This is a genomic window from Paraburkholderia elongata (assembly GCF_013177735.1).
Classification (GTDB): Bacteria; Pseudomonadota; Gammaproteobacteria; order Burkholderiales; family Burkholderiaceae; genus Paraburkholderia; species Paraburkholderia elongata.
The window spans coordinates 33049-47354 of sequence record NZ_WOEZ01000100.1; the positions used below are offsets into that span (position 1 = coordinate 33049).

7 protein-coding genes are annotated in these 14306 nt (G+C 63.0%); 6 read left to right on the forward strand and 1 reads right to left on the reverse strand.

Annotated features, from left to right (window positions below; all coding sequences use genetic code 11):
* Positions 1–163 precede the first annotated feature (163 nt).
* The 6 genes from GNZ13_RS19680 (at position 164) to GNZ13_RS19705 (ending at position 11188) form a co-directional block, all read left to right on the forward strand.
* A complete protein-coding gene (locus tag GNZ13_RS19680; RefSeq protein WP_236002088.1) occupies positions 164–1402 on the forward strand; it encodes a YagK/YfjJ domain-containing protein in 1239 nt (412 codons plus the stop codon).
* Positions 1403–2445: 1043 nt separating this feature from the next.
* The gene (locus GNZ13_RS19685) at positions 2446–2976 is read left to right on the forward strand and encodes a toll/interleukin-1 receptor domain-containing protein (protein ID WP_172167344.1); all 531 of its coding nucleotides are present in this window, start codon (positions 2446–2448) and stop codon (positions 2974–2976) included.
* A 41-nt stretch (positions 2977–3017) separates the two neighbouring features.
* A complete protein-coding gene (locus GNZ13_RS19690) occupies positions 3018–3587 on the forward strand; it encodes a hypothetical protein (RefSeq protein WP_172167346.1) in 570 nt (189 codons plus the stop codon).
* Positions 3588–3678: 91 nt separating this feature from the next.
* Entirely contained in the window at positions 3679–4881 is a 1203-nt protein-coding gene (locus GNZ13_RS19695) for an AAA family ATPase (protein WP_172167348.1), read from the forward strand.
* Complete coding sequence (locus tag GNZ13_RS19700; protein WP_172167350.1) at positions 4878–8297, forward strand: WD40 repeat domain-containing protein; 3420 nt, start codon at positions 4878–4880, stop codon at positions 8295–8297. Before GNZ13_RS19695 ends, GNZ13_RS19700 begins: the two co-directional genes overlap by 4 nt.
* Positions 8294–11188, forward strand: a complete 2895-nt coding sequence (locus GNZ13_RS19705) for a hypothetical protein (RefSeq protein ID WP_172167352.1) — start codon at positions 8294–8296, stop codon at positions 11186–11188. The genes GNZ13_RS19700 and GNZ13_RS19705 overlap by 4 nt, the downstream gene beginning before the upstream one ends.
* 267 nt (positions 11189–11455) lie before the next feature.
* Here the strand turns inward: GNZ13_RS19705 and GNZ13_RS19710 are convergent.
* Positions 11456–14306, reverse strand: a 2851-nt coding sequence (locus GNZ13_RS19710) for a tetratricopeptide repeat protein (RefSeq protein WP_172167353.1), incomplete at its 5' end; no start/stop codon positions are given.

A 14306-nucleotide genomic window follows, 5' to 3' on the forward strand; every position in this document is an offset into this window, starting at 1 on the left:
TAATGTGCGTGGAATGCATGCGTTTCGCGTAATCGTGAATTTAGGTAATTAGTGGGATCATTGGTTTTTTTGATTTGGTAATTTAATAATTGCTTCTTCGACACTGCATCATTCATCACAAAGGAAAATTTGAAATCATGTAAATGAAAAAAGAAGGTTGACTATGAGTAACTCTATCCCAGAAAAGAAGTCGGACATCCTTGATCAAACATTCCAGCAGCTTGCCCAGCAGGAAGGTGTATGCATTGGTCACAGAACCAAAGAAGACCGAACCTGGAAGACAGGTGACTACGGAAGGCTTTTCAAGCGGTTGATCAAGTTCATGGATGCAGTGCTGTACTCGAAATTGATACCGTTCAATGTCGATAAAAGCGGCAAGCGCAAGAAGGTGATGGAAGCATCACATTTGGCAAGCTTCTATCGTCAATGCCATCAGTTTATGGATCTGTACTGGAAAGGACAGGCCTACAGTCCTGATCTTGAGTTGTTCTTCGAATGCTTTCGCAAGCATCCAAAGATCGGATACTGTCTGTTTCGAGGTGCGAATTGGAATCTGGAGGAGGGATTGTGCGAAGCGGAGGTATTCAATGACTTCGTAGCGCTTCTACGACGTGAGGCGATAGCCGGTAACGTCAAAAAGAAAATGGCTGACTGGAAGGCCGTATTGAAGGATGAGAAAAAGTCGATTCGGAAATACGTCGTGCAATTAGCCAGGGTGTACTCGAAGATATTGGCTGTACGGGTCGATATGGGCTACTTGACGGTAGCACCCAATGAAGAAGCCACGCATGTGCGTGCGGCCTGGGAGATGGGGGATGCGAGCGCGTGGTCAGCGGCGATTGATGCTGAGCGAGAAGGAGCGATGCAGGCGGAAAATAGGGCAAGAATCGACGTCGAGATTGCATTGAGAGACCGCACACGGTTCTTCAGTAACCCATACGGGGCAGACAAGGATCTATTCGAGCACTTGATCGGATATATCGTGAAGCTGGAGCGCTCAGATGACGGGCCGTATCACTTTCACTGCATTTTCTTCTTCGATGGTCAGAAGGTGCAAAGCGTCAAGTATTGGGTCAAGCGCATCGAGCGCTATTGGAAGAAGATCACGCGGGATCGTGGCTATGTGCACAACTGCCACATCAATCCGAAGAAGGAGGAGTTGAAAAAGCAGGGGCGATGGGCAGTCGGTCGTATCAATGGCAATAAGCCGTCGCAGGTCAGGAAGCTCGCTCGGTATGCGGGGTGGTATTTCACCAAGGATGGTCAGCGCGTGAGGATGAAGCCCAAGGTGAAGTCAAGGCTGTTGACGATGGGCATGATCCGTAAGAAACGGTTAGGTGGTCCTGGGCGACCGCGAAAGACGGTGAGTGAAGCCAAGGAGTCGCTGGAACAGCAACGTTAGCAGGTGGAGGCATTACATGTACGGGTATTCGAATTGACCATTCAGATTAACCACTCGTCGATTAACACTCCGCGCTCTTGACGGGGCCGATGAGCCGCTCCTGCGACGCTTTGCAGTAATCCGAGTTCTCCGAACGCGGCCCTTCAGCGCATACCCAAGCACCGCGTGTTCGGCGCCGATGTCAGGTGGATTGGCAGCGAATTCGTCTGTGGCCAATGGACGCTTTACCCTCCGAACGACGCCAGTACGTTATTGCAATGCCTGAGCACCCGGGTCGCTTGGGCTGTCGGAACGGTTCTACCTGGAGGAGTCAAAATCTCGGCTTTTCAAGTCAGTCCTTTTCACACCGATCAAGGCAACTTTGCAGATCGCGCGCTTTCCATAAAATTCAGTGGGTTGACGAGATTAACCATCTAGACTAACCACTCGACAATCGGAGATCGTGCAATATTCGCCGATTCTGAAGGACCGCCCTCGACCAGACAACGGACGCCCATTCGAACGCGGATGATGTTGGTCGGGTCATCGGCCAATGAAGCCGCCATTCGAGGTGTCGTGGCAACGGCTCAAGTGTAGTGACAGCTTTCGCCCGTCTCAAGCGTTCCCCAATGAGGAGGCACGGAGCGACCAGGGGTAAGCGCACCGGTTGCCTCAAAGTGTGTTGACGCCGATGCGAATTCGACCCAGATGCCGAAGCTCGGCTGCTCCCCCAGAGTGGGCTGCAGAATCGTTGCTGCCGGAGTGTTTTCTCTCGGAAAGATGGTCCAGCGCAATTTCGGCACTATGGTCAAGTTAACGCCCGCATCGAAACATGAACGCCCCCACTGCGCTGCTTGCTCTCGCGAAGTCCGACACGACCCCCGTACAACGGGCGCCCGTAAAAACGAATATCCAGTTCCTGCCCGATATGATCAGAATCGTAACGGTCTGCAGGTCTGCACGGTTTGCGCTGTGCTAAATTGAAACCAAAGCGGATATGACAATACCCTTGGCGCGGTGTTAATTAAGCAGTCGCAGGGCAGACCATTCAAAGGCTTGCGATTATGGCTACTCCCTTTGTGTTCCTGTCGTACAAACACGGCGATCCCTGGACCAGGATCGCCAAACGCTTTCATACCCGTCTGCGCGCCGTGTCAAAAGGGATGGGATTTCAGCTCTTCATGGACGACAAGGTAATCAAGGGTGGTGACCTCTGGAGTGACGAAGTCGAGCATTCGCTCGAAAAGAGCACTCATTTCATTGCAATGCTCTGCGATGAATACTGGGAATCTGAACAGTGCCAGAGAGAACTCCTCCATGCCGTAAAGCGCTACGAAGCCAGCAAGGTGCCGCGGCTTCTGTTCGTACTTGTCGAAATGATGCGGCCTGAATATCTTACTTTTGACGAAGCACGCCAAAGCGGCACCCTGAGCGGAAAAAACAAGAAGCTTGAAAAGGTGAGCGACGTCCATTTTCTGGGCCCGTTTGACGATAAATTGCGCCTCGAGCGCCTGGAGTGGAATGACGCGAGCAGATTGAGCGATCAGCTCGCGCAATTGGTGGATCGTATCGAAATCACGTTGAAAGCCGGATAACCATATTAGACGTGCGTGGAGGCGCGAGCCCGATGCCTAAGATGAAAGCCCAGAAAAAGCTTCGAGAGAGGCGTGTTCTGTTCATGTCCTGGATTCCGGACAACTACCACCTGGCCGACCGGTGCGTTGAGGTTTTCAAGCTAAAGCTCACGCCCATCCCGTGCGACTACTTCGACGCTCCCATCACGGTGATGGAAAGCGAGCCCGCGGGCGTGCCGGGAGCTCCCACAGCACCCGCCCTGAAAGCCGAGCGACTTTACGCGGTAACCGACGTCGTTGGTTTTCTCACCGACAACTTTTTCATTCGAAACGGCGACGCACAGTCGAACCTGGCTTCGGAGATAGGATTTTTCCTGAATCGCAAAATCGACGAGCAAAAAGCCGGGCAATGCGGCGGACTCGCCATGTGGATTGCGCCCGTGGACAAGCTTAATCTGAGGCGCTACCCGATCATCACAACCAGGCTGAGCTGGTGGCATCAGTTGCTGCCCGGCAAGCCAAGATTTTCCACCGACCATGGCAAGGAAGAGTATTTGAAAGACGAGGTCGAAGATGCTATAGAGCTCATGTTGCATCACTCGCCAGAAACATGTCCCTCTTGCGCGCCTTGAGCGTCCTTCGTTCGCGGCACGCAAGCAATGGCGCTGCTGCTCCGGGGTCGCCGCTGGTCCCGCAACGACACTCAATAGGAGCGAACGCCGAATGATGACGACTGGTCCCATCTTTAACTTCATCGGTCACGGAAGCGGCGCCGAGTTGGCCGCAAACAAGAAAGCCGGACCGCCCTGGGGAGGGGCGATCGGCCCATGGCGCCGCAGGGCCGCGCTGGATGACATCACCAAGGAGTTCGACGTCCTCGATCACCCGGCGGGCTATACGGCCAGCCCGGACCTCGCGGAAGCGGTGAACACAGCCATCATCCTCGGCAAACCGCTCTTGCTTACGGGGCGCCCCGGCACCGGCAAGAGCCAGTTGGCGGACCGTATTGCGTGGGAATTCAACCTCTCGCCCGTGTTGCGGTTCGAAGCCCTTTCACTCAGTGAAGCGCAGGACCTGTTCTACCGGTTCGACCTGGTGGCGCATCTTGGCGCCGTGCAACTGTTTAAGGCTCGAATGGCCGTGCAACAAGGATCTTCCGCCATGCCGGAGCCGGGCTGGCACAGCTGGACGGAAACGGACCCCTTGCGTTTCATCACGTTCGGACCGCTGGGCCAGGCGATCTTGCGCGCGTCTCCAATGGGAAATGAAGATTTGCTGGCAGAGGCCTTGCCATGGGAGGTTCGCACGAGCCCGCCGCAGCAGAGACCGAGCGTGGTGCTCATCGATGAGATAGACAAGGCGAGCCGCGACTTTCCCAATGACCTCCTGAACGGCATCGAACGGCTGGAATTCCGGATCCGCGAACTCCGCGGCAAACTCGTCGCGGTGCCGGACGACGCACGGCTGCGGCCGATCGTCATCATCACCAGCAACTCGGAGCGTGACCTTCCGGACGCATTCCTGCGCCGCTGTGTTTATTTCCATATCGAAGACCCGAGCGTCGAGACGCTACGCATGATCCTGCTGGCCCGAGTGTTCCCGGAAACCCTTCGCGATGCCGAAGGCGGCGATAGCGGCGGAGCTGGCGCAGCCAGCGTCGACGATACCCGGTTCAGGCTTTACCAGGACCTCCTCGAGTTTTTTCTCGACTACCGCGAGCGGCGCGGCGACGAACTGCAGTACCGGTCAGGAACGTCCGAACTGGTGGACTGGGCCAGAGCCCTGCGGCGTGACAGTGAAATACGACCGGACGCCACGATCGCCGATAACCGGCCCCGTGTGCAGCGTGCCCTGTGCTCGGTCGCCAAGCACAAGGACGATCGCAAGCTTCTTCTGGATGCAATCGACGCCTGGAAGCCGGCATGAGCGATTCTGTGGGCGCTTCAGACGGCGTCGCTGAAGACACCGCCCTCATGGGCCTGGTCCGGACGCTGCGCGCGGCGGGCTTCGTGGTAGGTGCATCCGAGCTCGTGGACGCGGGCCGGCTGCTTCGTTACCTTGCCGATGGTTCGAGGCTGCCGCCTTTGGATGAGTTGTGCGCAAAGTTGCGACCGATCTTTTGTAAGTCTCGCGACGACCAGGCGCGCTTCGACCGGGCCTTCGACGGATGGGCGAAGACGCGCGACTCCGGGCAGGCGCAAGGGACGGTGGATTCCACAACGTCGCCGGCCGAATCGGCGACGAACGAGGTGACTGGTCACCATCGACGCCGCGTGCTGCGGGTCCTCGGCATCATCGTGCTGCTCGCCGCGTGCGCTATCGCGATGATCGCGTACTACTGGCCCCCTCCCGCCCCGCCGCCTGTTGTCACCACATCCGGATCCAACGCGACGGCGCCCGGGAGGTGGCCGGCGCTCGTCAACCTGGTTCCGCCTCTGGAGAGGCACATCGATGCCTACTACCCGGCATATGGCTACAACCGGGAGCTGCGTCCCGTCTGGGCGTGGGGCGCGCTTGCGATACCGCTCACCCTGCTGGTGGGCGTGACGCTTCCGGCCATTCTCATTGCCCGTGGCCGCGCACGGCGCGGCGACAGGCGGGTGCAACTCGACAACGGCCCGTTGCGCAATGAGGCGCGCCGCATCGTACCTCCGCTTGCCGGGGACATTGCGGCGCTGCTCGAGCGTCACGTCCGCGCCGACGCCTCCGCGCACGGCACGCTTGCGCGGCGTGCCCCAATCCATTTGCGACGTTCCGTCGAAGCCACTTTGCGCAATCTGGGGGTGCCGCAGATGCGTTACCGGCATACGCACCTTCGGCCGTCGTACCTGCTGCTGATCGATGTGGAAGGCGAGGACGATCCCTCCGGACGCCTCTTTTACGTATGGGCATCGCGGCTGCGCACGGAGGGGCTGCACGTCGACATCCGTCAATTCATCCGGTCGAAAAACGCGGCGGAGGCACCGGCCTGGTTCCCGTCCAGCGCGCAGCTCGTGCGAGACAGGGGGCGCGCGGGCCGCCCGTTGGATCGTCTCGAGGACCCTCCCGTCGGCCAGCGGCTGATCGTGGTGTCCAACGCGGAGCCCTTCGCCGATGAGAGCGGGCGCTGGCAAGCCTGGGCTCAGCGGGCGCGATTTTACCGCTGGCGCGAGCGCGTCGTGTTCACACCGACTGAACCACGCGAGTGGGGGGCGCGCGAAGAATCGCTCGAGCGTCCCCAGCGCGCGGCAGATCCCGGGTTTCTCGTCCTTCCGCTCGACGAGGACGCCCTGCGCGCATGGTCGAAGCTGCTTGCATCGGGAGAGCTGCCCGAGATCGTGCTGACCGATCCGCAGCGCTATCCGCGCCTGCTGTTCGAGGGGAAGGAAGACGTGTTGAGCGATGATCCGAACGAGCGGATCATCGATCCGCTGATCGCACAACTCAAACTGTATCTGGGCGAAAATGGTTTTCAGTGGCTCGCTGCCTGTGCCGTTGCACCGATTGTTCGCTGGGAACTGACGCTATTGCTGGGCGAACGCCTGTTTCGTCTCGGTGGCGTGGAGCACGAATCCGAATTGCGCTACCTCATCGCCCGCAACTATCGCCGGCTTTCCCGCTTGCCCTGGCTCCGCGCGCAGAGGCTACCGGACTGGCTGCGCCTGCGTCTGCTCGCGGAGCTTTCGGACGAGGTGCAGGCCCGAATTCGCGACGTGGTCCGCGGCCTGCTCGACCCCCTCACGCCACAAACCGGGCCCGGCCTGGTTCTCGACATCGAGCCGCCCCCCGGGCGAGAGCGGAATCGAGCGGGTGAGCCCGGAAGTGGCGATGCGCTCTACCTGGGCTATATGAGCGGACTGACGGCGCGCCAGCTGGCCATGCGCGCGCCCGCGTCGTGGTCGAAGTGGCTAAATCGGATCCGGTTCGCGCGGCCTGCCGGCATGCCGGGTTGGCGCCACTACCGGAGGGTCGTGGCGGACGTGTTAGGAGGTCTCTGGGCGCGGTTGGCGTTTCGCGACGGCATTGCTTACGGCGGGGCACGCCGAACCTTCTGGCTGTTCGGGGGGGCGCTGATCCTTTGGGCCGCCCTGGTGGGTGTGCTGGGGCTCACGGAGATTGGCACGCAAACGCATCGACTCAATTCATTTTTGTTCGCCGAGGAGCCTCACCGCGTCGGATACGGGCATCGAGGTCCGGTTCGCAGCGCGACGTTCAGTCCCGATGGGGCGTACGTGCTCACGGCCTCGGACGACGGGACGGCCCGTCTATGGGACGCTGCGACGGGCAAGCCAGTGGGCCGGCCCATGCAGCACGGTGGCCCGGTCAACACCGCGGCGTTCAACGCTGATGGCCGACAGGTAGTCACGGCGTCGAGCGATGCGACGGCCAGGATTTGGCACGCGGCCACCGGGAGGCAGCTCGTGCAGTTCAACGGGCATCGCGCAGCGGTGAACGCCGCTACATTCAACCCGAGTAGTACGCTCGTGGCGACGGCATCCGATGACGGGACTGCCGTGTTGTGGGACGCTTCCGGCAGTGGGGAGAAAACGCAGCTCGGCGACGAATCTTCTTACCCGGTGAACTCCGTTGCCTTCAGTCCCGACGGCCGTCGCGTCGTCACGGCGTCCGACGACGCGACGGCCCGGCTCTGGGACGCCGCGAGCGGCAAACCGCTCGGCGTGCCGATGCGCCACGCTGGCCGGGTCGAATCCGCTGTGTTCAGCCCGGACGGAACTCGCGTGGCAACTGCTTCCGCCGACCGGACGGCCCGGCTCTGGGATGCCTTTACCGGGAAGCAACAGGCGCAACTCGACGGGCACATCAGTGTGGTGAATTCTGCCGTTTTCAGCCCCGACGGCACGCTCGTGGTAACCGCTTCCGCTGACCGGACCGCCCGGGTCTGGGACGCAGCAACAGGGAAGCAAGTGGCGGAACTCATCGGGCATCGCGGGTCGGTGTACTCCGCCATCTTCAGTCCCGACCGCGCGCGCGTGCTCACCGCTTCCGCCGACCACACGGCCCGGCTCTGGGACGCCGCAACCGGCACCCCATTGGGCATGCCGATGATGCAGGATGGCCCGATTTATTCGGCCAGCTTCGCTCGCGACGGCGCTCGAGTGGTCACGGGCTCCGCGGATCAAACTGCACTACTGTGGGGCGCGGATGTTCAGCAGCCCGCGGGTGACCCGCGATTTCGCCGCCAGCCGCTCGCTGCGCTCGCGCTCGGCTGGATCACCGCGCACGAGCGGGAATCGCGTGCCGTTCTGCTCGGCTTCATCATGGTCGTCGCGTGGATCTTCGACTATCGTCTTGGCCGCCGCCTCCGCCGTGAAATAGTCATCCAGCATCGCGACCGCTCATGACGCCGATCCCCTCCGAGACCGGCGCGCAATCGGACTCCATGCCCCCGGCAAGATTGACCAAGCGCTCAGCCCGGCTCGCAGCGATGCTGGCGTCGTGCTTGTCGGCCAGTCCGGCCGTACTCGGCCTGTTCAAAGGAGCGGCGCTCGCCGCAGTCGCAAGCCTCGTGTCCATAGTGACGGCCTTGCTCGTGACTATGCTGCTGTGTTTTGCGCAGGGCCGCCGGCCCTTGCGCGGCGGCGTTCTGGCGCGGTTGTGGTCCATTCTGTATTACTGCGGCGGCTCCCTGCTGGCGCTGGGCATTGCCCTGAGGCTTGCCGACGACCTGTACGAGGCTGCGGCAGTCAGCCTGGTTTCGACTCCGCTCGAGGGCATGCTCCCAGGACTGCGGATTGGCGCAGCGCTGCTCGTGGGCAGCTTCCTTGTCGCATTCATGCTTGCCCTGCCTGGATTCATCGCGCGCTTGCAGCTTTCAGGCCGGCTTTCGAGCACCGCGGCGCAGGAAAGCCTGTGGTTCGCCGGCGTGGGCTGGTCGCTCGTCGCCGGAGCGACTCCCTGGGTGATCTCGCGGTTTTTTACGCCCCCCGACACCTTTCTTTTGTTCGGCAGCGCGTGGCTCGCGGTGGCGGCATTCGTGACGTCACGCATTCTCCTGTCCCGGCCAGAGGTGGCAACGCCTACACCGCTCATCATCGTCATGCTTGAGTCCGACAGTGCACCTTTCCTCTATGGGTTGATCGGGCGGTTCGCGGGCAGTTGGAGCGATGGTCCGGTGACCTTGCTCGCGCCGGCCTCGGCGGCTCGCAGACTCTGCGGCATGCACGCGCGCACGGCTGCCCGCGCCGATTGCTTGAAGACGTTGTTTCCAGGTTCGGCCGTGGCGCTCGCCGAAACGCAGGCGCGCATCACGGCGGAAGCGGACTGGAAAGCGCTTCCGGTGCGCGAGTGCTATGCCGCAGATGCCGTCTGGCCCGAATGTTTTCGCGTTTTGCTCACGCCGCAAACCTGGGTGGTGCTCGTCGCCGAGAGTCATGATCCGGTGAACGCGCGGGATGCGAGAAAGCGGTTCGAGGCGCTTCGACCCATCGTTCCGCTCAATCGGACGCTGGGGTTGACGGGCGACTTCATAGCCCCGCCGTTGCAACGATTGCGCGTCGACATGCTGGGGAGCGTTTCGGATACGTCGCCCGCCGAGCTGGCCGCGCAGCTTCGCGCGCACGCAAAGCCTGTCGAAAGCCGGCGCATTCTCATAGTCTGCAGCACCCCGCAGAGCCGGTACGCGGCGGGATTGCTGCTCCGCTCGCTCATTGGGCGACGCGATATCGAAGGGCGTTTGATCGACGCCGAACTGGTACCGCTCATGGGAGCCTGGCACCTGAAGCTGCTGCTCCCCATGATTCCGCCGTGGCGGATTCTATGGAAGACAGAGATTTTCGCCCGGTGGTGGGATCGGCTGGGCGGTGAAGACGCGACCCTCGTCGTAAGGCGGTTCCGTCGGGCGGTTCGAAGGAGCGCGCCGCTATCCACGAACGCACGCGAGCAACGCGAGCTGGTGCTGGTGGGAACTCCGGAGCTCTGGACGAAAGCTGCGGCCCCGGAAATGGGTGTAACGGCTGCTGTCGTGGGCATGGAGGGCTTCACGCGTGTCATCGCCATTGCGGTCGATAGCGCCCCGCCGGACGTTCGGAACATGGTCCTCGCGACCCACTTTGCGGGGACCATGGGACTTGCGGCCCCGACAAGGCGGCGGTATTCGACCGCGGACGAAACCGCACGACGGATACTGGATCTCGAACTCGAAGCAATCGAAAGACCGAAGACTTCGACGCAGGAAGACATGCCCCAGCGTCTCGATGAAGGGGCGACGGCCGAAACGCAGCGTAGTCTTCTGAGGCGCGCAGCCGCAAGCCGATGGCTGACTGGTAGCGTCTTGCTGGTCGCCGCGCTGGCGACTGCGGTGAGCGTCAGGACTTTTTACGAGCATGCAACCGCGAGGAAGGCCGCGGAAGAGGCCGCTGCCTCGAAGGCTGCCGCGGAAGCTTCCGCGCGCAAGACCGCCGCTAAGAAAGCCGCGGCGGATTCAGCGAGCGCCGCTGCCTTGCAAGCTGCTGCGGACCAGGCTTCCGCGGCGACGGCCGTTGCGGAGGAAACCGGCGCTTCGCAAGCTTCTAGGAAATCCCCTCTTCAGAAGAAGAAGGAAGCTTCAAAGAGCGCGGCCGATTTGCTCGCTGCCGGGAACGCAACCTCGAAGAAGCCCGCCGCCAAAACACCCGCTGCTTCGGAACCGGCAGCCGGCCAGGCTGCCTCGAGTCTGACCGCAGGGAAGGTAGCCGCCACGGTGAGTACGCTCGAGCAGATCCTCGCGAAGACGCCTACGGCGCAGACGACTACCACTACTGCGCCGCAAGCGGCGGTTGACCAGACGGCGGCGAACAGGGCTGCCCAGCAGACAGCCGGTTCCTCCTTGGCAGTTCCCGACGCGGCTAACGCTCCCGAGGCGCCATCCGCGTCACAGCCCCTTGTGGCAAACGAGATGGATTTCATCGGTGAATGGCGCAACGCCAATCCGAAGAGTCGGAGCGTGACACGGGTCTCCCTGCGGGGATCCTCTTCCGGTCTGGCCTTGCAAATATGGGGCCGTTGCAATCCGAGCGACTGTGACTGGGGAACGGTGATCGCGGCACCTTTTAAAGAAAAAGTTCCATCAAGGGCAGGAGCCCGTGTCGGTGTCGCAATGCTGGAAGCGAATTTTCACCAAGGCTTTGCGGAAAGGCAGGTCCGATTGAGGTTGCTAGACAAGACCACATTGGAGGTTGATGTTCTTACGCATTTCACCGACGCGAGCGGGCGGGCAGACTATGCAGTCACAGAGGAATTCAAGCGCAGCGAGTAGGCGGGTCTTTGGACCGGTATGGGGTGCTCCAATAAGCTAAGCACCCAGTGATCGTACCTATGAGGCCCCCGACCAGGCCGACATAACTTACCCAAGCAGGTGCATCCATATCGCACCCTTTTCCATTAGATTTTGTACGGCACGCGGATGCGTGTGTTCGAGATCGCGCGGCGCCACGCAGCGGATCCAGCGACCGAGATCCAACGCACTCCCGCCGGCTAAGTTCGCTCTTCTTTGGCGTCCCGCGAGACCTCGCCTGGACGGCGCTTAACGCAGTGTGGCCAGGAGCTCACCAGCGGCCCGCGCTTGAGCCTCCGACCATTGCGCCACCTTGCGCAGGTCCTGTACGCGGCCGTAGCTGGGGTCGCGTGCGATGGCCAGCCGCATCGCTGCCGCCGCTTCTTCGTCGTGTCCCAGTCGCCACAGCGTGATCGCCTTGCCGCCGAGTGCGTCAACGAACGCCTGGTCGAGCGCGAGCGCGCGATCGAAGGCCTTCAACGCCAGATCGAAGTCCGACTGCTCGAAGTGGAAGAAACCAAGATTATTCAACGGCCGCGGATCGGCGGGCGCCACGTCGGCAGCGGCCTGCCACGCCTCGCCGGCAGCGGCGAGGCGACCGTCGAGATAGCGCAAGACACCCAAGTCCAGCAGCGCCTCGACGAGCCGGGGCGGCGGACAGCCTGTCAGCCGCCGCTGTTGCTGCATCGCCGCCAATGCCTTGGCATAGGCGCGCTCGGCCTCGTCGTCGCGGTGGGCGTTGGCAAGCGCCTTGGCCTCGCGCTCGAGTGACCGCGCGTCGGCGCCGATGTGCAGCGCTCGCGCTGAAGTGATGCGCGCGACGAGACGGGCCGCGCCGCCCGCGCCCAGCAGCGCCTGCACGTCGGAGGCCGCGAAAAGAGAGTCGGCGCCGTCGGCGCCGGTCGCGTCGAGCGATGCGCGCGCCCGCGCCGCCAATACGCGCCGAACCGCATCGCGCGCGAGCGACGCCTGCTGCGCGGTCGGAAGATCTGTTGCCGCGAGCGCCCGCTGCAGCGCAGCGGCGGACGCCGCCCCTGGTGCCGCGAGCACCTGCGCCCAAGCACGGTCCACCTCGGGGTGGCTCTCGCGAAGCCGCTGCAACTCGACGTCGCCAGCCGAGGGTACATAGAGCCAGCGCACGCTGCGGACGTCGTCGCGGAAGCTCGCCACTCCGAGCGCACTCGCGCGCTCGGCCGGCGCGAGTGCGAGGATTGGGCCCAAGCCGAGGTCGACGCTGCCGACCTCGAGCCCGTGGATCGCATCCCAGATCCGCAGCCGTCCCTCTGGACCGCCGCTGAATAGGCGCTGCCCGTCGGCCGAGAAGGCCAGCGCCCGCACCGGCTCGAGGTCGGCTTTCAGCAGGGCCAGCTTCCTTGGTGCTTGGCCGACCGGCGTCTCGTACAGATGGACCGTGCCCTGATTGTCGGCCAGCGCCAGCCGTCGGCCGTCAGGCCCGAGTGTCGCCGCTGATACCAGCATTGGGTCGAGTAGCCAGTGGCGAGAGCTCTCAATTTCGAGCAGCAGCGGGCGCGGCGGCGACCCTGCGGCGGCGCGCTCGGCCTCCGTCCAAAGCAGGGCACGTCCGCCGTCAGGCGCAAGCTCAACTCCGGCCACTTTTCCGAACACCTCGCGCGGGGTCATCCAGTCTGGTGCGACGTCCACCGCCGCGCTCGCAGCGCCGCGTTCGCGCGCGACTAAAAGCCGCCCCTTAGGGTCGAGGACGGCGTCGTCGACCTTTAGCCCTGCGATCCTCCCGCGGGCGACCTCGGTTCCGGCGCCTAGGTCATGAAGCTCGAGCGCGCCGTCGTCTGCCAGCGTTAGCAACAGGCCGCGTTCGCTCGCGAGCGCGAGCGGGCGGCCCGGCATTACGGCGCCTGCCGAGGTCGACGCGCCGGTGGCCGCACTTGCCGCCAGCGGAGCTTTGCAACTGCCGATCCCCAGCTGGGCCAGTCGCTGAGTCGCGCCGTCGCGGTACAAGAACGACTCCCCATCGGCCACGAAGCCCAGCCCTTCGTGGTGTTCAGTCGCCGCCGCGACAACGGCAACGTCGCGGCGCAGTTCCAGGTCGAACAAATGCAGCCCTGTCTCGGAGCCGACGATCACTCTGCCGACGCTGGAGCCGCCGTCGCTGGACGCCGCTAGCGTGCCTTGGCGCGCGACCACCAGTGACGAGCCGGTACTCTGTGCCTGCGGCCGCAGCTGCGCGGCGTCCCAGAGCCGCACCGTGCCGTCGGCACTCGCCGAGACCACCTGTCCTGCCGCCGGCGCCGCGGCAAGCGCGAGAACGCGGTCGCGATGGCCTTCGAAGGTGCCGACGCGCTGGTAGCCGTCGGTCGACCACGCGTGGATGACGCCGGCCTCATGGCCGCTGAACAACAGCTTGCCGTCCGACGAGTAGGCGAGCGCCGTAACCCGGCCGGGCTGCGCCGGCAGTGTGAAAAGCAGGCGTCCACTCGCGGCCTCGATGATCTGTACTTTGTCGCCGCCGGCGGCGACCGCTTTGCCGTCGGGCGATACGGCCAGGACCGCGGCATCGTTGTCTTTCAGCTCGATCGGCGCCGCCGCGCGGGCACCGTCGCCCTCTCGCAAGATTTGTTTACCGTCGCCCAGCCATGGCCCGCCAGCGGTCGCGGCCATGCTCCGGTGGTCGTGCTGCGCTGGCGACGGCAGCGCTTCGCCTTCGTGTAGCGGCAGCAACTCGACAGTACGGGGGAAATAGATCAGCGTACACAACCCAGCGTCCGTGCGGCAGTTCAACGGTTCGAGGCTGGCGACGACCGCCCGGTCGTCGGGCGTGAAGCGAAGCAGGTGCACCGTGCTCGGCCGGTCAGTCGGTCCGGACAGCGTTCGTTCGGCGCGCCGGGCGCGCCAGTCCCACAGCACAACACTGCCGTCGTTGAGGCCGCCACTGACCAGCCAGCGACCGTCGGCGGAGAAAGCCAGTGCGCTAGTGCCGGTCGAATGACCGGCGAGCTCTCCGAGTTTCGTGCCGCTGCGGCTGTCCCACAACTCGATGCGCGCGCCCAGCGCCGGTTGGCGAGGCAGTGGCGCTGCGGTCGCTATCACCGGCTCCGAAGGATGCACCGCCAGCCCGCTGACC